This is a genomic window from Kitasatospora sp. NPDC059408, assembly GCF_042751525.1.
Taxonomy (GTDB): domain Bacteria; phylum Actinomycetota; class Actinomycetes; order Streptomycetales; family Streptomycetaceae; genus Kitasatospora.
In genome coordinates this window covers 31,738-51,137 of record NZ_JBHYWI010000066.1, presented here as the reverse complement: position 1 = coordinate 51,137, position 19,400 = coordinate 31,738, and the positions used below count along the sequence as shown (strand labels likewise).

The window sequence follows — 19,400 nt, the reverse complement described above, 5'->3', positions numbered from 1 at the left end:
TCTGGGTTATGTTTATACGAGACTGAGGGGGCGATCACCGCGGGAGCGGGCAGCGGGCTAATGAACACCGACAAGCGCGGGGGGGGCCCGGCCGAATCGGCGGGGCCACCCAAACAGCGGAAGCCCATTTCGCGAGCGCAGTAGGGCGGGCCCGAGTGCAAGCACCCAGGCCCGCCCAAACACTCTCACTGGAAACGCACGGCACCGGCGGCCCCGGCCAGGGCTTGGGCTGGGCGGCCGCCGGAGCCAGAACTGGCCTCCTCGCCCATTGCGCTTCTTCTGCGCAGGAAGCCGATCAGATCGACTTCCTGCGCAGAAGAAATAAGTGTGGCTGTGGTGTTGGTGCTTGCTGTTGGGATTGATGCAGTTTCTCTTTTTGCCGCCCGCCGGAAGATTCCGGCGGGCGGCGGGAAATGAGGCTGTGGTGGATCAGAGGCGGCAGGTCAGTACGCCGCCGAGGCATGTGACGAGCCCTGGGCCTCGATGGTGGCGGTGACGATCTCGGCGGCCCGGTGGACGGATTCGTAGAAGGGGGCGGCGCTCTGGTCGGCCCATGCCGCGTAGGAGGCCAGGTGGGCGATGGCCGGTGAGGGGTCGGCGAGTTCGATAGTGCCGGGCAGATTCCGCACCCGGATGTCGTTGAAGGCCGTCCCGAGGTAGCTGGGTGCCTTCTCCAACGAGAACCGGGAACTGGGGGAGACCCGGGACGGGCCTTCGGGGCAAGTGGCAGCTTGCTTCGGTGAGAGGACCAGCACTGGACGGGCCCGCGTCCGAAGGCGCGGGCCCGGTCTGTTCCGGCAGGGTCGCGGGGCCGACCCCCTACGCTTTCGCCGCCCGGATTGCGTGGAGGCGGCATTGGGTGAGGGCGTAGCTGATGCGGGTGTCGGGGCTGGGGGTGGAGTGGAGGAGTTCGCCGGCGGTGGTGAGGGTGGTCCAGTAGTGATGGGGGTCGCCGGTGCCCGGGTGGGGGTAGGTAGCCGCGAGGGAGAGGTAGGCGGTGGTGAGGTTGCCGGTGGTGAACCAGCGGGTGAGGCCGTGCAGGTGACCGGCGCGGATGCCGCCGAGGGCGTCGACGGCGGTGAGGAAGAGCTCGACGATCGCGAGTTCGCGATCGTCGAGCTGCTTGGGACGTCGAAGACGCCGAGGGCTTCGAGGAGTTCGCCGGTGTCGTGCTCGGAGCCCGGGCGGGCGTTGACGAGGAGGGCGGGGTAGCAGTCGTCGAGGCGGCGGTTGGCTTCGGCGGACGGGATGGAGAGGGCCGCGCGCACGGCGCGGGCCGACCATAGGGGTTTGCAAGTGCGGCGGGCGAGGCTGGCGTACACCTCCGCCGGGGTGGAGCCGGTGTCGAAGAGGTGCCGGGCGGTGAGGGTGAGTCGCATGGGTGGCGGGTTCCTGTTCAGGCGGCGGGGGCGATGGTGACCCAGACGAACTTGCCGATGCCGCCGACCCGGGGGCAGCAGCCCCAGCGTTCGGCGAGTTCGTTGACGAGGACGAGGCCGCGCCCGCGTTCGTCGTCGGGCTTGGAGGGTCGAAGGGTGGGGCGGCCGGTGCCCGCGTCGTGGACCTCGATGCGGAGGAGGTCGTTGGTGAGGGCGAAGCGGACCTCGATGTGGCGGTCGTCCGGGGCGTCGGAGTGCTGGACCGCGTTGGCGAACAGCTCGTCGAGGAGGAATTCGGCGATGTCGGAGTAGCGGGGCCCGCTCGGGAGGCCGGAGAGGTAGGCCCGGAGGAGGTGCCGGGCGTGGGGCGTGAACTCCGTGCAGGAGGCGAGACGGGCGACGAACGTGCTGGGGCGGCAGCAGGTTTTGAGCATGGCGAAGGACCTCGGAACGGGAAGGAAGGGAAGGGTCGCCCCGGGCCCACGCTGACGTGGGCTTAGGCGGGCGCGGACAGGCCGGTGCACGCCGGGGCCAACGCGCCTGCTCCTGGTTGGCCGGACGACGATGACTGCGATCTGTACCGACTCGATCACACACCGCCAGCGTCGTGGCGACAATGCTATGGCGCGATCCAGAAGCGATCCCATCCCCGAGGAGCACCTTGATGCCCGATCAACTGCGCCACGATCTGAGGCAGGCCCGGCGGGCTTCCGGCATGGGCTGGGCCGAGTTCGCTCGTGCGAGCGGGTTCGGCGTGGCGTACCTGCGCAACGTGGAGAACGGCAACCGCCGGGTGACCGAGCCCGTGGCCACCGCCTACGACAGGGTCCTCGAAACCGGTGGGGGCTTCGCCGCTGCTCTTGCCGATGCCGCGCCTGTGGACGTCTCTTGGAACCAAGCCGGGGCGACTCTGGCGGTTCTCACGAGCCTCATGGAGGGAAGACGAGTGGATCGCCGAGGGTTCCTGGCTGCCGGCGTTGCCCTGTCAGCATCAACGAATAACTGGGTCACGGCCATCGGACGCACTTTCCTGGAGCCACGGGCCACGCCTGTCGACCACTCGTCCCTGCTGGCGGGCTTGGAAGGCCGGCTCCAGCTCCTACGCCACGTGGACGACGAGCTTGGCAGCGGCGAGGTCCTCACGGCTGCGCGCGGCGACCTTGCCCTGGCGGTGGCGGCGATCAAGTCCCGGCGCTACAAGGGCGATCAGCTGTCACGTTTGTACGCGATCACCACCGAGGCTGCCCGACAGGTCGGCTGGGCAGCCTTCGACCAGGGCCGCGTCGGCCTCGCCCAGTCCTACTTCGACGCCTCTTTGCGTGCCTCTGCCGAGTGCGGCGATGTGACCGCCGGTGCCTACACCCTGTCCTTCGCTGCCATTCAGTGCTACTCCTCCCCGGGCCTGGCCGGCCGGGCGGTGTCGTTCGTGGATACGGCCCGAACCCAAACGCGCGGCCGGAGCACGCCGCGGATGGAGGCGATGCTCGCCGCCCGCGCCGCCCGCGCATGGTCGAAGGACAGAGCGAAAGAGGAGACCAAACATCAGCTCCACCTGGCACGCGCCGCGTTGGACAAGGGGAGGCGCGAGGAGGACCCGGGCTTCCTCTACTGGGTGGACTACGGTGAGATCGAGATGATCGCCGGTTCCTCCGCCCTGGAACTGGGGGACCCGGCCGAGGCCGTGCGGCGGTTCGAGGCCGGCATGCAGGCGTACCCGGGTGACGAGCAGTATCCCCGCAGCCACGCCATCTACCTCGCCCGCGCTGCGGAAGCACACCTCGCACTGCACGACCTGGACGCTGCCGTGGCCACGGGCCGACACGCGGCAGCCTGCCTCGGATCGGTCGACTCCGCGCGCTCCATGTCCCAACTGCGGGGCCTGCGCGAGAAACTGGCTCCGCACACCGCCCACGCGGGGGTCCGCGACTTCCTAGAGGCCGGGCAGGCGCAGTAGCTCGCGCAGCCGCCGCGCGACCACGTCCTCGTCCAGCCCGAGCACCGGAGTGAAGCCGAGCCGCTGGGCGGCGACGAGGTTCTCCTCGCTGTCGTCCACGAACAGGCACTCCTCGGCGCTGACACCGAGGTGGTCCAGCGCGATCCGAAACGCTTCGGGTTCGGGCTTGCGGACACCATGATCCGCCGACAGCACCACCGCGTCGAAGGTTTCGTGCAGGTCGAAACCAGCGTACGGGTCATAGGGCTGCCGGCCGAGGCTGTTGGAAAGCACCGCAGTCCGCACCCCCGCCGCACGGGCCTGTCGCGCGACATGGAGGACCGTGTAGGCCGGGAAGGCGTCGTGGAGGTACCTGGCCAGCAGGTTGTCCGGCTTCACGCCCATCAGAGCCGCGAACCCGGTGTTCCAGTCCTCCTGGCTGATCCGGCCAAGCTCCAGGCACCGGAACAGATCCTGCCCACGCGGGTCCGACCAGGCACGAAGAAACGTCCCCGGGGCGATTCGCTCCCGGTTCTCGAACCACGTGATGACCTCCACCATGTTCGACGTCAGAACGCCGAAGAAGTCGAAGATCACCGCACGAAACGAAGCCGCCGCCGCCCGATCCATCCGCATAGCGTACGGGGAACCCGCAGCCGGCCGACACCCGGCAAAACGTGTGAGGGCGGGGCCGTGGTGGTGTCCACGGGCCCGCCCCCACGCGTGATCCAGAGCGTTACTCGGCGGGGCGCAGCGTCAGCGAGATGCTGTTGATGCAGTACCGCTGGTCCGTCGGCGTGCCGTAGCCCTCGCCCTCGAAGACGTGTCCGAGGTGCCCGCCGCAGCGCGCGCACCGCACCTCGACCCGGCGCATGCCGAGCGAGGTGTCCTCGATGTACTGGACCCGGTCCCCGGCCAGCGGCGCGTAGTACGAGGGCCAGCCGCAGTGGCTGTCGAACTTCGTGGTGGAACTGAACAGCTCGGTGCCGCAGGCCCGGCAGGCGTAGACGCCGACGGTCTTGGTGTCGGTGTACTCGCCGGTGAAGGGGCGCTCGGTGCCCGCTTCGCGGAGCACGTGGTACTCCTCGGGGCTGAGCTGCTCGCGCCACTCGGCCTCGGTCTTCTCGATCTCGTAGCTCATCACGGCTCCCGTCGGCGTGCGTCAGACGTTGGAGGCAACGTTCGCGAGGTGCTTCAGAATTTCGGGCCCGAGGTTGGTGACGTCCCCGGCGCCCATCGTGAGCACCAGGTCGCCCGGGCGGGCGAGGCCGGCCAGCACGGCGGGGGCGGCGGCGAAGTCGTGCTCGGCGGTGACCTCGGCGCCGGCCCGGTGGGCCGCGTCGATGATCAGCTCGCTGGTCACGCCCGGGATCGGGTCCTCGCGGGCCGGGTAGATGTCCAGCACGACCGAGGCGTCGGCCAGCGCGAGCGCCTGCCCCATCTCCTCGGCGAGCTGCTGGGTGCGGCTGAACAGGTGCGGCTGGAAGACCACCAGGACGCGGCCCTCGGCGGCGCCTCGGATCGCCTCCAGGTCGGCGGCCATCTCGGTCGGGTGGTGGGCGTAGGAGTCGATCACCTGGACGCCGCCCGCCTCGCCCTTGAGCTGGAGCCGGCGGCGCACCCCGGTGTAGGCGCCGAGCGCCTTGGCCAGGTCGGCGGCCGGCACGCCGAGCGCGACGCCCGCGGCCAGCGCGGCGACGGCGTTGTGCGCGTAGTGGCGGCCGGGCACCGAGACCGTGAAGGTCAGCTCGGCGCCGTCCAGCAGGACGGTGACCTCGCTGGTCATGCCGCGGGCGACCACCGACAGGACGCGCAGGTCGGCGTCCTCGGCGGCGCCGACGGTGACGACGTTCAGGCCCTCGCGCGCGGCGACCCGGGCGGTGAGCTCGCGGGCGCCGTCGTGGTCGGCCGAGACGACCAGGGTGCCGCCCGGGGTGATCCGGCCGACGAAGGTCTCGAACGACTCGTGGATCTCCTCGATCGACGCGTAGTTGGCGTGGTGGTCGAGCTCCACGTTGAGCACGATCGCCACCTCGGGCGCGTACTTGTGGAAGCTGCGGTCGCTCTCGTCGGCCTCGGCGACGAAGATCTCGCCGGTGCCGTGGTGGGCGTTGGAGCCCGGCGCGTCGAGGTCGCCGCCGATCGCGTAGGACGGGTCCAGGCCGAGCTCGCCGAGGGCGACGGCGAGCATGCTGGTGGTGGTGGTCTTGCCGTGGGTGCCGGCGACGGCCAGGGCGCGGCGCCCGCCCATCAGCGCGGCCAGCGCGTCGGAGCGGTGCACCACGGGGATGCCGCGCTCGCGGGCCGCGGCCAGCTCCGGGTTGTCGGCGCGGATCGCGCTGGAGACGACCACGCTGCTGGTGCCGTCCGGCACGTGCTCGGCCGCGTGGCCGACGTGGACGGTCGCGCCGAGGGCGCGCAGGGCGAGGACGGTCTCCGACTCCTTGGAGTCGCTGCCGGAGACGCTGGCACCGCGCACCGCGAGGATCTTCGCCAGGCCGGACATGCCGGCGCCGCCGATGCCGATGAAGTGCGGGGCGTGCAGGTCGTGCGCGGCGTCGTTCAAGGCGGGGCTCCGTTGGGGCGGGGGCTGGGTGGGCGGGCGGGCGCTGCCCGCGGGGGCGACGTGCGAATCGTCCTCGCGGACGGACCGCAAGGACGATTCTGCACCAAGGTCGGGGTCGGGTCGGTCGGCTCAGGAGTCGCTGGCGAACAGCCGCAGCACCGGGACGCCGACCTTGTGCCGGGCCTGCGAGGCCCAGTCCCGGTGGAAGAACTCCTCGACGAAGTGCGGGGAGGTGAGCACGACGACCTCGTCGGCGTCCTGGTCGCGCACCACCGCCTTCAGGCGCTCCAGCGGCTTGTCCTCGACCAGCTCGCCGACCGCCTCGGCGCCGGCCCGGCGCAGGTGGCGCAGGCTGTGTTCGAGCGACTCGGACGCCACCGTCGGCCCGCTCTCGGACTCGTCGTGCTCGTGCACCACCTTGTCCAGGTGGCCGAGGGCGACGTCGTCCAGCGCCCGCAGCAGCTCGTCCTGCCGGCCGCGCGGCTGCATCAGGACGACGAAGGAGACCTTCTCGTCGCTGTGGAGCGTGGTGACGAGCTCCACGTCCGCGTCGGAGAGCGCCTTTTCGATCATCAGTACCGTCTTGAACACGTGAGTCCCTTCCAGTGGCCGGCCCCCGGGCCCCGGCATCGCATCCCATAGTGCCCGGCGGAAGCTTTCGGCTCGCTGCTCACCCGGCACGCGGGCCGCGCGGACGAAAGGCCCCCAAGGGGAACGGGATCGCGATCAGGGGGTCACGGGGTCATCCGAACGCAGGTGACGCAGGTAGCGGGTGAAGAGGAATCCTTTCTGCTCGATCAATGAGACCAGCCGCATCGTCCGCACGTCAGGCATTTCCGCATCGTGGATGATGCGCGGCGCGTCGCCGCCCGTGATCAACGGGGCCAGCGACAGGCACAACTCGTCCAGCAGGCCCGCCGCCGCCAGCTGTCCCAGCAGGCGCGGGCCGCCCTCGGTCAGCAGCCGCGTCCAGCCCCGCTCCACCAGGGCGGACACGCCCGCGCGCAGGTCCACCGAACCCTGCCCGGCCGACACCAGGTCGGCCACCGCGGCCACCGCCCGGCGGCGCTCGGCCGGGGCGTCCTCGGTGGTGATCACCACCGTCCGGACCAGTGGCTCGGTGAACAGCGGCGCGTCCAGGTCCAGCGCCAGCGACCGGCTCACGATCGCGATCGCCGGGGCCGGGGCCTGCCCGGCCGCCGCCCGCGCCGCCGCGAACTCGGCCCGGGCCCGGGCCGGGCGGTAGCCCTCCGCGCGGACCGTCTCGGCCCCCACCAGCACGACGTCCGACAGCGCGCGCAGCACCCCGAAGATCCGCTTGTCGGCGTCCCCGGAGAGGCCCTCGGACAGGCCGTCGAGCTTCGCGCCGCCGTCCAGTCCGGCCACCATGTTGGCGCGCAGCCACGGCCGGCCCCGATTCACCTGGTCGGGGTACGCGTAGAGGGCGGCGAGCGACTCCAGCGAGCCCGGGTCGGCGACCGGCTCGGTCAGCGGGCTGATCAACAGGTGCATACCGCCAGTGTTCCACCGGCCGCCCCCGGCGCGGGGTCGGAGGGGCCCGGGAGCAGGCGTACCCTCTACTAACGTGCCCGCAGCTCCCCGCCCCGCCACCGCGACCGAATCCATAGCCGCCGCGCCCGCGCCCGGCGCCCCGGTCGCGCTGACCGACCGCCGCCCCGTCGTGCCCGCCGAGCGCCTGGTCGCCGAGATGGTCCCCCCGCCCCGGTTCGCCGAGGTGAGCTTCGGGACGTACATCCCGGACCAGACCCAGCCGAGCCAGTACGAGGCCGTCCAGGTCCTGGAGCAGTTCGCCGGCACCCTCGGCGCGGGAAACGGTTCCGCGCCCAAGCGCGGCTGGTTCCGCCGCAGCGCCCCCGCGCCCACCGGCCCGGCCGGCGTCTACCTCGACGGCGGCTACGGCGTCGGCAAGACCCACCTGCTCGCCTCGCTGTGGCACTCCGCCCCCGGCCCCAAGGCCTTCGGCACCTTCGTCGAGCTGACCAACCTGGTCGGCGCGCTCGGCTTCCAGCAGGCCGTCCGGACCCTCTCCGGGCACACGCTGCTGTGCATCGACGAGTTCGAGCTCGACGACCCGGGCGACACCGTCCTGGTCTCCACCCTGCTCGGGCGCCTGGTCGACAACGGCGTCAAGCTCTGCGCCACCTCGAACACGCTGCCGGAGAAGCTCGGCGAGGGCCGCTTCGCCGCCGCCGACTTCCTGCGCGAGATCCAGGGCCTGTCCGCGCACTTCCGCCCGATGCGGATCGACGGCCAGGACTACCGCCACCGCGGCCTGCCGGACGCCCCGCCGCCCTACCCGGACGAGACCGTCGACGCCGTCGCCGCGCGCACCCCCGGCGCCTCCCTCGACGACTTCGACGCCCTCCTCGCCCACCTCTCCGCCGTCCACCCCAGCCGCTACGGCGCCCTGCTGGACGACGTCACCGCGGTCTGCCTGCGCGGCGTGCACCAGGTCGACGACCAGTCCACGGCGCTGCGCCTGGTCGTCCTCGCCGACCGCATGTACGACCGCGAGCTGCCCATCACGGCCTCCGGCCTGCCCTTCGACCAGGTCTTCCCCGAGGACATGCTCCGCGGCGGCTACCGCAAGAAGTACCTGCGAGCGGTCTCCCGCCTCGTCGCCCTCGCCCGGGACAGCGCGAAGTAGGCACCGCTTGTCGGTGGTGGGTCGTACGGTGGACACGTGCGACCCATCACGAGTATTGAGCGGTCAGTGGCGCCCTTCGAGGTCGTCAGTCCCTTCCAGCCCAACGGGGACCAGCCGGCGGCGATCGCCGAGCTGGAGCGGCGGATCACGGGCGGGGAGAAGGACGTCGTCCTGCTCGGCGCCACCGGCACCGGCAAGTCGGCCACCACGGCCTGGATGATCGAGAAGCTGCAGCGGCCCACCCTGGTGATGGCGCCGAACAAGACGCTGGCCGCCCAGCTGGCCAACGAGTTCCGCGAGCTGCTGCCGAACAACGCCGTCGAGTACTTCGTCTCGTACTACGACTACTACCAGCCCGAGGCGTACGTCCCGCAGACGGACACCTACATCGAGAAGGACTCCTCGATCAACGAGGAGGTCGAGCGGCTGCGGCACTCCGCGACGAACTCGCTGCTCACCCGCCGGGACGTGATCGTGGTCGCGTCCGTCTCCTGCATCTACGGCCTCGGCACGCCGCAGGAGTACGTCGACCGGATGGTGCCGCTCAAGGTCGGCCAGGAGATCGACCGGGACGTGCTGCTGCGCCGCTTCGTCGACATCCAGTACGCGCGCAACGACGTCGCCTTCACCCGCGGCACCTTCCGGGTGCGCGGCGACACCATCGAGATCTTCCCGGTCTACGAGGAGCTCGCGGTCCGGATCGAGATGTTCGGCGACGAGATCGAGGCGCTGTACACCCTGCACCCGCTCACCGGCGAGATCATCAGCCAGGACGACTCGGTCTACGTCTTCCCCGCCTCGCACTACGTGGCCGGCCCCGAGCGCATGGAGCGGGCGGTCGCCGGCATCGAGACGGAGCTGGAGCAGACGCTCGCCCGGCTGGAGAAGCAGGGCAAGCTGCTGGAGGCCCAGCGGCTGCGGATGCGCACCACCTACGACATCGAGATGCTGCGCCAGATCGGCACCTGCTCGGGCGTCGAGAACTACTCGATGCACTTCGACGGCCGCGAACCCGGCTCCCCGCCGAACACGCTGCTGGACTACTTCCCCGAGGACTTCCTCCTCGTCATCGACGAGTCGCACGTCACCGTCCCGCAGATCGGCGCGATGTACGAGGGCGACGCCTCGCGCAAGCGCACGCTGGTCGAACACGGCTTCCGCCTGCCGTCCGCGATGGACAACCGCCCGCTGAAGTGGGAGGAGTTCCTCGGCCGGATCGGCCAGACGGTGTACCTGTCGGCCACCCCGGGCGCGTACGAGCTGTCCCGCGGCGACGGCCAGGTCGAGCAGATCATCCGCCCGACCGGCCTGATCGACCCCGAGGTGATCGTCAAGCCGACCGAGGGCCAGATCGACGACCTGGTGCACGAGGTCCGCAAGCGGGTCGAGCGCGACGAGCGCGTCCTGGTCACCACGCTGACCAAGAAGATGGCCGAGGACCTCACCGACTACATGCTCGGCCTGGACATCCGGGTCCGGTACCTGCACAGCGACGTGGACACCCTGCGCCGCGTCGAGCTGCTGCGCGAGCTGCGGGCCGGGCGGTACGACGTGCTGGTCGGCATCAACCTGCTCCGCGAGGGCCTCGACCTGCCCGAGGTGTCCCTGGTGGCGATCCTGGACGCGGACAAGGAGGGCTTCCTGCGCTCCGGCACCTCGCTGATCCAGACGATCGGGCGCGCCGCCCGGAACGTCTCGGGCCAGGTGCACATGTACGCGGACAAGATCACCCCCGCGATGGAGAAGGCCATCGACGAGACGAACCGCCGCCGCGACGTCCAGCAGGCCTACAACAAGAAGCACGGGATCGACCCGCAGCCGCTGCGCAAGAAGATCGGCGACATCCTCGACACCCTCGCCCGCGAGGACGTCGACACCGACGAGCTGCTCTCCAGCGGCTACCGGGGCCAGGGGAAGGGCAAGGCCCCGGTGCCGGCGCTGGGCAGCGAGCGCAAGCCCGCCAAGTCGTTGCCGGCCGCCGAGCTGGCGGAGCTGATCCAGGAGATGACCGACCGGATGCACGCGGCCGCGGCCGACCTCCAGTTCGAGGTCGCGGCCCGGCTGCGCGACGAGGTCAAGGAGCTCAAGAGGGAGCTGCGCCAGATGCGGGAGGCCGGGGTCGCCTGAGGCGCGGCCCGGGCACCGTCGGCCCTGGCCGGTTCGGCACCGGTCAACGCCGACGGTGTCTCAGCCTTGCCACAAACCGGCGAACGCTTGGGGTTCGCGGGTGCCGCAGGCCCTAGGCTGGCCTGCGGCATTCGCGCTCCCGGGACGGAGTGGCGGGCCGGAAGACGAGGGGGCCTCAGCCGGGGGACGGCGACGGGGTGTTCCAGCAGGGAGCCGCGCGCGGACCGGGCGCGCGGCCGGGCAGAGAGGACAACGTCGTGTCGGTGAGTCTTGCCAAGGGCCAGAAGGTCAGCCTCCAGAAGGGCTCGGGCGGTGAGCTGACCGTGGTCCGGATGGGTCTCGGCTGGCAGGCCGCGCCCAAGCGGGGCCTGTTCGGCACCCGCACCCGGAAGATCGACCTGGACGCCTCGGCCCTGCTGTACGCCGAGCGGACGCCCTCCGACGTCGTGTTCTTCCAGCACCTGGAGTCCACCGACGGCTCGATCCGGCACACCGGGGACAACCTGGAGGGCGGCTCGGGCACGGACGACGACGAGGCGATCCTGGTCGACCTGCTGCGCGTGCCGGCGCACATCACCCAGGTCGTCTTCACGGTGAGCTCCTACACCGGCCAGACCTTCGCCGAGGTCCGGAACGCGCACTGCCGCCTGGTGGACGAGACGACCGGGGTGGAGCTGGCCCGCTACGAGCTCGCCGGGGGAGGGCCGCACACCGGCCAGATCATGGCGAAGGTCTTCCGCGACGGCTCCGGCGGCTGGGCCATGCAGGCGATCGGCGCCCCGGCCCGCGGGCGGACCTTCCAGGACCTGCTCCCGGCGATCGAGCCGTTCCTCTGACCCTTCCGACTCCGGCCGCGCCTTTACCTTCTTTACCCTTCCTTGCCGCTCCTGTTACTCTCGATGGCAGCGGAGGGGAGTATTCCTCGTAGCAGTAGCCCCGTCATCACGGGCGCCCGTCGCGGCGCCCCGGGGCACTGGTCCGGCCCGGGCGCGTCCCGGCGGGCGGAAGAGACCTCCGGCAGTGACGATGACCGTCTCGCCTAGCTGCCGGAGGAGCAGTAATGGACGTTTCCGTAGCCATGTGGGCCACCACGGTCGGTGTGCTGATCGCACTGATCGTGGCGGACTTCTTCATCGGAGGGCGAAAGCCGCACGAGGTCTCGGTCAAGGAGGCCGGGATCTGGACCGTGGTCTGGGTCGTGCTGGCGGTGCTCTTCGGCGGCTTCCTCTGGTGGCACTCCGGCGCGCAGCCGGCCGGTGAGTTCTTCGCCGGCTACATCACCGAGAAGTCCCTCAGCGTCGACAACCTCTTCGTGTTCATCCTGATCATGGGCAAGTTCGCGGTGCCCAGGGTCTACCAGCAGCGCGTGCTGATGTTCGGCGTGATCATCGCGCTGGTGCTGCGGGCGGTGTTCATCGCCGGCGGCGCGGCCCTCGTGACGCAGTTCTCCTGGGTGTTCTTCATCTTCGGCGGCTTCCTGATCTGGACCGCCTGGAAGCTGATCAAGGAGGCGCGGGCCGACGAGGAAGAGGAGGAGTTCGAGGAGAACCGCCTGCTCAAGTCGATCGAGCGGCGCTTCCCGTCGACCGACAAGTACCACGGCACCAAGCTCTTCATCCGGGAGAACGGCCGCCGGCTGATGACCCCGATGCTGATCGTCATGCTGGCGATCGGCACCACGGACGTGCTGTTCGCGCTGGACTCGATTCCGGCCATCTTCGGTCTGACCCAGGACCCGTACATCGTGTTCACCGCCAACGCCTTCGCGCTGATGGGCCTGCGCCAGCTGTACTTCCTGATCGGTGGCCTGCTGAAGAAGCTGGTCCACCTGTCGTACGGCCTGTCGGTGATCCTCGGCTTCATCGGCGTGAAGCTGGTGCTGCACGCGCTGCACGAGGCCGGCGTGCACGTGCCGGAGATCGGCATCCCGTTCTCGCTGGGCTTCATCGTGGTGGTGCTGGCCGTCACCACGGTGACCAGCCTGACGGCCTCGAAGAAGCAGGACCGGGCGGCCGAGCGCGAGAAGCTCGACGCCTGACCGAGAAATTGAATGGGTTGAGCCCCGCCGCCGGATGCAGCATCCGGCGGCGGGGCTCAGTGCTGCGGGCGTCGACCGTACTCGGAGACCCAGCGCGAACCGAGCAGCACGATGTCGGCCGTCTCGACCGGACGGCCGGTGGCGTGGTCGTAGTAGGTGCGCTCGATCGCCATCACCGGGACGGCGGGTGCCGCGCCGAGGGCCTGGGCCTCGGCGCGGCTGGCCTGGCGGGCGGTGACGCGTTCGACCGGCGTGCCGGCCTCGATACCGATCAGAGCCATCCGGTCGGCGACGCCGATGCCCGCGTGCGGGCCGGCCTCCGGTAGGACGATCAGGCTGCCGCCGGTGATCGCCATGGGTTCCCAGCTCTCGGCGAGCTGGGCCGGGTCGCCGTCTGCCAGATACACGTAGCTGGTGTGCATCACCGGATCGCCCGGCTGGATCTCCAGCCGGGCTGCGATCCGGGCGTCGGCGGCACGAGGCTGCGACTCGTGCCGCCAGGTGCCGACCACGCCTTGCCGGGCGAGGGCGGCCTCGGTCGGCGATCCGTCGCCCGGTGCCACGCGTTGGCGCCGGACGAGAACGGCCGGTGGCTCCTGGGACTTCACGTAGTAGCCCGCCCCGGGGCGGGCGAGCACGAGCCCCTCGTCGATCAGCAGGGCGTAGGCCCGCTGGATCACGCCCGTCGAGACGTTGTGCTCGCGCTGGAGCGCACTGATGGACGGCATTCGATCGCCTGGCTGAAGGCGCCGGGAGGTCAATTGACCGCGCAGGGCATCCGCGACCTGCAGGTAGGAGGGGGTGTCGCTCACGCCTCGGACCTCCTCGCTTCGAATCGTTCGCTGCGGCTGACACCGTAGCGCTGGCAGCGCTACTCTATCGATACGATTCCACTATATCGATATGGGGAACGTCGATGCAGATCGGCATGCGCACAAGCTTGCTCAAGGCGTCTCTCTGTCAGGCGGCAGGGGCTCCCGTGCGAATCACCAAGGGGAGGGCGGGCCGCGTTCGGCTCTCGACGACCGCGCCTGCTGATACCTCGTCCACGCAGTGGACCGAGGTGCTCGACATCCTCCGGTCGGGCTGCGAGTGGGGCTCCACCGATGCCACCGGCCGGGGCGTCGTCTGGGTGGAACTGGAGGACTTCAACATGACGGACCCGGGGGCCTGGTCGTGACCGCCGCCGCCCGTCGGTCGGCGGCGTCGACCGGCATCGTGATCCGCTTCGAGGTGGGCAGGGCCGGGCGCTACGTCAGCGCTGAGTGCCAGCTGGATGCGCACTGGGCCTGCCCGGGCGGCGTCCGAGAAGTGTCCGGTGTCTTCACGCTGGCGTGTCTCTGAATGGAGCCGACATGTGCCTGCGCCCGGCATCTCGCTGGAGGCGGGCCATGATCCGGGCTGGTCGGCTCCGCCCGGAGCCGACCAGCCCGGAAGGCATCACCAGCCGCGCTCGCGCCATTCGGCGAGGTGCGGGCGCTCGGCGCCGACGGTGGTGTCGTTGCCGTGGCCGGGGTAGACCCAGGCCTCGTCCGGGAGGACGTCGAAGATCTTCTCGTTGACGTCCCGGAAGAGGGTCCGGAAGGCCTCCGGGTCCCCCCAGGTGTTGCCGACGCCGCCCGGGAAGAGGCAGTCGCCGGTGAACACGTGCGGGTGGCCCTGCGGGTCGTCGTAGATCAGCACGATGGCGCCGGGGGTGTGCCCGACCAGGTGCCGGACGGTCAGCTCGGCCCGGCCGACGAGCAGCTTGTCGCCGTCGGCGAGCCGCAGCTCGGTGGGGACGTCGATGCCCTCGGCGTCGTGCTCCCCGGCGGCGGTGCGGGCGCCGGTGGTGGCCACCACCTCGGCGAGCGCTCCCCAGTGGTCGTGGTGCCGGTGGGTGGTGACGACCGTGGCCAGGTCGTCGCCGACGGTCTCCAGCAGCGCCGGGGCGTCGGCGGCGGCGTCGATCAGCAGCTGCTCGTCGGTGGCCGGGCAGCGCAGCAGGTAGGCGTTGTTGTCGTACGGGCCGACGGCCACCTTCGTGATGATCAGGTGGGCCAGCTCGCGCACGTCCGGGGGCCCGCCGACCTTGACCGCTCCGTGGTACGTCATCCGTCCGCTCCTCGTCGTGTCGGTCCTGGGATCATCCTCGCCCCCTCAGCCCAGCGGGGGAAGCTGGGGGAGCGCGGAGTCGGGGGTTCGCTTCAGGTCGGCGCCGTCGGAGCGGCCCGAGAGCCAGGCGAGCAGGGCCCGGACCGATCCCCGGACGGTCAGGGCGGGTTCGCCGGTTCCGATCAGGCCGTGGTCCCCGGTGTCCTCGGCGACCAGCTCGACTCCCGGCAGCGCGGTGCCGTGGAGCTTGACGGCGAGCTTGTGGAACTCGACGACCGCGAACACCTCCGGCCACCGGGCCGGGCCGTAGCCGGCGTCCAGGTCGACCAGGTGGTACTCCAGCTCGCCGAGGCGCTTCCAGACCAGGTCGGCGGCCGGGAAGACGGCGCCGGAGCGGTGGTGGACGTCGGTGGCCCAGTCCTCGTCGGCCATCAGCGCGGCGGCCGCGGCGAAGCGCTCGTGCGACTCGCGCAGGTCGGCGAGCTGGGTCTCCAGCGGGCGCCCGGCACCGTCCTGGATCTCCTGGTCGCGGGCCTCCTCGCTGGCGTACTGCGGGATGTCGGTGCCGGTGCGGGCGCCGGTCAGCAGGTTGACCAGGGAGTCGGCGTTGCGGGCGAGGTGGGCCAGCACGTGGCCGCGGCTCCAGCCGGGGAGCGCGGAGGGCTCGGCGACGGCCGCGGGCTCCAGCCCGGCGACGGTCTCCAGCATGCTCCGGGTGCTCTCCCGGACCAGGCTCAGCCGCTCGGCGGCGACGGCGGCGGCGGACTGCGGGTCGGTCATCGGATCTGCCTTCGGTGCGAAGCGGTGCGTTGCCCCGTGGGGGCTCCGCTCGTTGACCAGTCGACGCTACCGCCGACACCGGAGCCCGAGCAGGGGCTTTTCAGGTCCGGGTACGGACGGCCCCGGGGCGGTCCTCACTCGTTCGGGTGGTCTCGGGTGGACAAAGTCGAGATTCGAACGTCTGAGCTATAGGCTGGCTGCCGCATCCTGGAAGAAGCACCCAATCTCACCGCAAGCCCTCTCGCCCCGGAGAAAGGCGCCAGAAGCAGTGGCCGACCGCCTCATCGTCCGCGGTGCTCGCGAGCACAACCTCAAGAACGTCTCGCTCGACCTGCCCCGCGACTCCCTCATCGTCTTCACGGGCCTCTCCGGCTCCGGCAAGTCCTCGCTCGCCTTCGACACGATCTTCGCCGAGGGCCAGCGCCGCTACGTCGAGTCGCTGTCCTCGTACGCCCGCCAGTTCCTCGGGCAGATGGACAAGCCCGACGTGGACTTCATCGAGGGCCTCTCCCCGGCCGTCTCGATCGACCAGAAGTCCACCAACCGCAACCCCCGTTCGACCGTCGGCACCATCACCGAGGTCTACGACTACCTGCGCCTGCTGTTCGCCCGGATCGGCAAGCCGCACTGCCCGCACTGCGGCCGCCCGATCGCCAAGCAGTCCCCGCAGGCGGTCGTCGACAAGGTGCTGGAGCTCGCCGAGGGCACCCGGTTCCAGGTGCTCAGTCCGGTGGTGCGCGAGCGCAAGGGCGAGTTCGTCGACCTCTTCGCCGACCTCCAGTCCAAGGGCTACTCGCGCGCCCGGGTGGACGGCGAGACGGTCCAGCTCGCCGAGCCGCCGAAGCTCAAGAAGCAGGAGAAGCACACCGTCGAGGTGGTCATCGACCGCCTGACCGTCAAGGAGAGCGCCAAGCGGCGGCTCACCGACTCGGTGGAGACGGCCCTGCGGCTGGCCGGCGGCATGGTCGTGCTCGACTTCGTCGACCTCCCGGAGGACGACCCGGAGCGCGAGCGCATGTACTCCGAGCACCTCTACTGCCCGTACGACGACGTGTCGTTCGAGGAGCTGGAGCCGCGCTCGTTCTCCTTCAACTCGCCGTTCGGCGCCTGCCCGGACTGCTCGGGCCTGGGCAACCGGATGGAGGTCGACCCGGACCTGGTCGTCCCGGACGTCGAGCGCTCGCTCGACGAGGGCGCCATCCACCCGTGGTCGGCCGGCCACGCCAAGGAGTACTTCCAGCGCCTGATCGACGCGCTCGCCCAGGAGCTGGGCTTCCGCACCGACATCCCGTGGGCCGGGCTGCCGGCCCGCGCCAAGAAGGCGCTGCTGTACGGGCACAAGCACCAGGTGGAGGTCCGCTACCGCAACCGCTTCGGCCGCGAGCGCTCGTACAGCACCGGCTTCGAGGGCGCGGTCCCGTTCATCCAGCGCCGGCACACCGAGGCGGAGAGCGACAGCAGCCGCGAGCGCTTCGAGGGCTACATGCGCGAGGTGCCCTGCCCGACCTGCCAGGGCACCCGGCTCAAGCCGGTGGTGCTCGCGGTCACCGTCCAGGACAGGTCGATCGCCGACGTCTCCTCGATGTCGATCAGCGACTGCGCCGAGTTCCTGGGCGCGATGAAGCTGGGCGCCCGGGACAAGCAGATCGCCGAGCGGGTCCTCAAGGAGGTCAACGAGCGGCTGCGCTTCCTGGTCGACGTCGGCCTGGACTACCTCTCGCTCGACCGCGCGGCCGGCACCCTGTCCGGCGGCGAGGCCCAGCGCATCCGGCTGGCCACCCAGATCGGCTCCGGCCTGGTCGGCGTGCTCTACGTGCTGGACGAGCCGTCCATCGGCCTGCACCAGCGGGACAACCACCGGCTGATCGAGACGCTGGTGCGGCTGCGCGACATCGGCAACACCCTGATCGTCGTCGAGCACGACGAGGACACCATCAAGACGGCGGACTGGGTGGTCGACATCGGCCCGGGCGCCGGCGAGCACGGCGGCAAGGTGGTGCACTCCGGTTCGCTGAAGCAGCTGCTGGCCAACAAGGAGTCGCTGACCGGCCAGTACCTGTCGGGCAAGCGGTCCATCCCGATCCCGGCGGCCCGCCGCGAGCGGGACAAGAAGCGCCAGCTGACCGTCCACGGCGCCCGCGAGCACAACCTCAAGGACGTCACGGTCGGCTTCCCACTCGGCACCTTCACCGCGATCACCGGCGTGTCCGGCTCCGGCAAGTCGACGCTGGTCAACGACATCCTCTACACCCACCTCGCCCGGGAGCTGAACGGCGCCCGCAGCGTGCCGGGCCGGCACACCCGGATCACCGGCACCGACCTGGTGGACAAGGTGGTGCACGTCGACCAGTCGCCGATCGGGCGCACCCCGCGCTCCAACCCGGCCACCTACACCGGGGTGTTCGACCACGTCCGCCGGCTCTTCGCGGAGACGCAGGAGGCCAAGGTCCGCGGCTACCTGCCCGGCCGGTTCTCCTTCAACGTCAAGGGCGGGCGCTGCGAGAACTGCTCCGGCGACGGCACCATCAAGATCGAGATGAACTTCCTGCCGGACGTCTACGTGCCGTGCGAGGTCTGCCACGGCGCCCGGTACAACCGGGAGACGCTGGAGGTGCACTACAAGGGCAAGTCCATCGCCGAGGTGCTGGACATGCCGATCGAGGAGGCGCTGGCCTTCTTCGAGGCCGTTCCGGCGATCGCCCGCCACCTCCGGACGCTCAACGACGTCGGCCTCGGCTACGTCCGGCTCGGCCAGTCCGCGCCGACGCTGTCCGGCGGCGAGGCGCAGCGCGTCAAGCTCGCCTCGGAGCTGCAGAAGCGCTCCACCGGGCGGACGGTCTACGTGCTCGACGAGCCCACCACCGGCCTGCACTTCGAGGACATCAGCAAGCTGATCAAGGTGCTCACCGGGCTGGTCGAGAAGGGCAACACGGTGATCGTCATCGAGCACAACCTCGATGTGATCAAGACCGCCGACTGGATCGTCGACATGGGCCCCGAGGGCGGCTCCGGCGGCGGCACGGTGGTCGCCGAGGGCACCCCGGAGCAGATCGCCGCGGTGTCGGAGAGCCACACCGGCAAGTTCCTCCGGGACATCCTCCCGGGCGACTTCGCCGACGCCCCGGTCGCCGCTCCGGCGAAGAAGGCGCCGCGCAAGCGGGCCGCCGCGGCGAAGAAGTAGTGCACGCGGGCACGGCCCCTCCCGCCCCGGGAGCGGCCGTGCCCGCCGCATAGACTTCCGTGGTCCCACGCCGCAGCCCACCCGCAGGAGCGCACCGATGTCCGAGGCCCCCGAGAGCAACCCCGCCACCTCCCGCCGCACCCTGCTCTGCGGCGCCGCGGCCGTCCTGGCGGCGGCCGGCGGCACCGTGGCGCTCACCGGCTGCGGCTCGTCGGCCGGTTCGTCCGGCTCCGGCGCCGCCCCCAAGGGCCCGGTGGACCTCGGCCCGGCCTCGGCGGTGCCGGAGGGCGGCGGCAAGGTCTTCCGCGAGCAGAAGATCGTCGTCACCCAGCCCACCGCCGGGCAGTACAAGGCGTTCAGCGCCAAGTGCACGCACGCGGGCTGCATCGTCGACCAGGTGAAGAACCAGCAGATCCAGTGCCCCTGCCACGGCAGCAAGTTCGCCATCGCCGACGGTGCCGTGGCGGACGGCCCGGCCCCCTCCCCGCTGCCCGCCTACACCGTCACGGTCGAGGGCGGCAACCTCAAGGTGACCCCGAGCTGACGCAGTTGAGCCCCGCCGAACAGACCCCCGCCGCGCCGGCGTCCGCCGATCGGATCGGCCCTCCGCACCCCCGGCCCCACTCGGTACGGT

19 protein-coding genes are annotated in these 19,400 nt (G+C 70.9%); 9 read left to right on the top strand and 10 right to left on the bottom strand.

Annotated features, from left to right (window positions below):
• Positions 1-443 precede the first annotated feature (443 nt).
• Positions 444-677, bottom strand: a complete 234-nt coding sequence (locus tag ACFXDE_RS32900) for a hypothetical protein (RefSeq protein ID WP_380498201.1) — start codon at positions 675-677, stop codon at positions 444-446.
• Positions 678-900: 223 nt separating this feature from the next.
• Between ACFXDE_RS32900 and ACFXDE_RS32895 the strand changes: the two genes are divergently transcribed.
• Positions 901-1,212: a hypothetical protein gene (locus ACFXDE_RS32895; protein ID WP_380498200.1), complete on the top strand. Its 312-nt coding sequence runs from the start codon at positions 901-903 to the stop codon at positions 1,210-1,212.
• Between the two features lie 184 nt (positions 1,213-1,396).
• On the opposite strand, the gene ACFXDE_RS32890 is transcribed toward ACFXDE_RS32895, so the two are convergent.
• Positions 1,397-1,813 carry an ATP-binding protein gene (locus tag ACFXDE_RS32890; protein ID WP_380498199.1) on the bottom strand — a complete coding sequence of 139 codons (417 nt, stop codon included), beginning with the start codon at positions 1,811-1,813 and terminating at the stop codon, positions 1,397-1,399.
• Positions 1,814-2,043: 230 nt separating this feature from the next.
• On the opposite strand from ACFXDE_RS32890, the gene ACFXDE_RS32885 reads away from it, so the two are divergent.
• Positions 2,044-3,333 carry a helix-turn-helix domain-containing protein gene (locus ACFXDE_RS32885; RefSeq protein WP_380498198.1) on the top strand — a complete coding sequence of 430 codons (1,290 nt, stop codon included), beginning with the start codon at positions 2,044-2,046 and terminating at the stop codon, positions 3,331-3,333.
• On the opposite strand, the gene ACFXDE_RS32880 is transcribed toward ACFXDE_RS32885, so the two are convergent.
• From ACFXDE_RS32880 to ACFXDE_RS32860, 5 genes are all read right to left on the bottom strand, one after another.
• Complete coding sequence (locus tag ACFXDE_RS32880; protein ID WP_380498197.1) at positions 3,310-3,942, bottom strand: HAD family hydrolase; 633 nt, start codon at positions 3,940-3,942, stop codon at positions 3,310-3,312. The two genes, ACFXDE_RS32885 and ACFXDE_RS32880, sit on opposite strands and share 24 nt — an antisense overlap.
• Before the next feature lie 106 nt (positions 3,943-4,048).
• Complete coding sequence (gene msrB, locus ACFXDE_RS32875) at positions 4,049-4,453, bottom strand: peptide-methionine (R)-S-oxide reductase MsrB (protein ID WP_380498196.1); 405 nt, start codon at positions 4,451-4,453, stop codon at positions 4,049-4,051.
• Positions 4,454-4,474: 21 nt separating this feature from the next.
• The gene (gene murC / locus ACFXDE_RS32870; protein WP_380444477.1) at positions 4,475-5,857 is read right to left on the bottom strand and encodes a UDP-N-acetylmuramate--L-alanine ligase; all 1,383 of its coding nucleotides are present in this window, start codon (positions 5,855-5,857) and stop codon (positions 4,475-4,477) included.
• Between the two features lie 150 nt (positions 5,858-6,007).
• Positions 6,008-6,469: an indole-3-glycerol phosphate synthase gene (locus tag ACFXDE_RS32865; RefSeq protein WP_380444414.1), complete on the bottom strand. Its 462-nt coding sequence runs from the start codon at positions 6,467-6,469 to the stop codon at positions 6,008-6,010.
• 135 nt (positions 6,470-6,604) lie between these two features.
• Positions 6,605-7,390 carry a pyrimidine reductase family protein gene (locus tag ACFXDE_RS32860; RefSeq protein WP_380444415.1) on the bottom strand — a complete coding sequence of 262 codons (786 nt, stop codon included), beginning with the start codon at positions 7,388-7,390 and terminating at the stop codon, positions 6,605-6,607.
• A gap of 112 nt (positions 7,391-7,502) precedes the next feature.
• Here ACFXDE_RS32860 and zapE point away from each other — a divergent pair, with 112 nt between their 5' ends.
• The 4 genes from zapE to ACFXDE_RS32840 all read left to right on the top strand — a co-directional run bounded on the left by zapE (position 7,503) and on the right by ACFXDE_RS32840 (position 12,711).
• Positions 7,503-8,546 carry a cell division protein ZapE gene (gene zapE, locus ACFXDE_RS32855; RefSeq protein ID WP_380498203.1) on the top strand — a complete coding sequence of 348 codons (1,044 nt, stop codon included), beginning with the start codon at positions 7,503-7,505 and terminating at the stop codon, positions 8,544-8,546.
• A 36-nt stretch (positions 8,547-8,582) separates the two neighbouring features.
• On the top strand, positions 8,583-10,673 hold the full coding sequence (uvrB, locus tag ACFXDE_RS32850) for an excinuclease ABC subunit UvrB (protein WP_380498195.1): 2,091 nt from the start codon (positions 8,583-8,585) through the stop codon (positions 10,671-10,673).
• Positions 10,674-10,930: 257 nt separating this feature from the next.
• Positions 10,931-11,509, top strand: coding sequence for a TerD family protein (locus ACFXDE_RS32845; protein ID WP_380444424.1), 579 nt, complete (start codon positions 10,931-10,933; stop codon positions 11,507-11,509).
• 224 nt (positions 11,510-11,733) lie between these two features.
• A complete protein-coding gene (locus tag ACFXDE_RS32840; RefSeq protein WP_380498194.1) occupies positions 11,734-12,711 on the top strand; it encodes a TerC family protein in 978 nt (325 codons plus the stop codon).
• A 56-nt stretch (positions 12,712-12,767) separates the two neighbouring features.
• On the opposite strand, the gene ACFXDE_RS32835 is transcribed toward ACFXDE_RS32840, so the two are convergent.
• Positions 12,768-13,523, bottom strand: a complete 756-nt coding sequence (locus ACFXDE_RS32835) for a GntR family transcriptional regulator (RefSeq protein WP_380498193.1) — start codon at positions 13,521-13,523, stop codon at positions 12,768-12,770.
• 167 nt (positions 13,524-13,690) lie between these two features.
• Between ACFXDE_RS32835 and ACFXDE_RS32830 the strand changes: the two genes are divergently transcribed.
• Entirely contained in the window at positions 13,691-13,891 is a 201-nt protein-coding gene (locus tag ACFXDE_RS32830) for a hypothetical protein (RefSeq protein WP_380498192.1), read from the top strand.
• 260 nt (positions 13,892-14,151) lie between these two features.
• Here ACFXDE_RS32830 and ACFXDE_RS32825 read toward each other — a convergent pair whose 3' ends face one another.
• Together ACFXDE_RS32825 and ACFXDE_RS32820 are read right to left on the bottom strand one after the other, a co-directional pair.
• Positions 14,152-14,805 carry an MBL fold metallo-hydrolase gene (locus tag ACFXDE_RS32825; RefSeq protein WP_380498191.1) on the bottom strand — a complete coding sequence of 218 codons (654 nt, stop codon included), beginning with the start codon at positions 14,803-14,805 and terminating at the stop codon, positions 14,152-14,154.
• Positions 14,806-14,850: 45 nt separating this feature from the next.
• Positions 14,851-15,585: a maleylpyruvate isomerase family mycothiol-dependent enzyme gene (locus ACFXDE_RS32820; RefSeq protein WP_380498190.1), complete on the bottom strand. Its 735-nt coding sequence runs from the start codon at positions 15,583-15,585 to the stop codon at positions 14,851-14,853.
• A 268-nt stretch (positions 15,586-15,853) separates the two neighbouring features.
• Here ACFXDE_RS32820 and uvrA point away from each other — a divergent pair, with 268 nt between their 5' ends.
• Both uvrA and ACFXDE_RS32810 read left to right on the top strand, forming a co-directional pair.
• Positions 15,854-18,766, top strand: coding sequence for an excinuclease ABC subunit UvrA (gene uvrA / locus ACFXDE_RS32815; RefSeq protein WP_380498189.1), 2,913 nt, complete (start codon positions 15,854-15,856; stop codon positions 18,764-18,766).
• A gap of 97 nt (positions 18,767-18,863) precedes the next feature.
• A complete protein-coding gene (locus tag ACFXDE_RS32810) occupies positions 18,864-19,310 on the top strand; it encodes a Rieske (2Fe-2S) protein (RefSeq protein WP_380444438.1) in 447 nt (148 codons plus the stop codon).
• Positions 19,311-19,400: the final 90 nt, after the last annotated feature.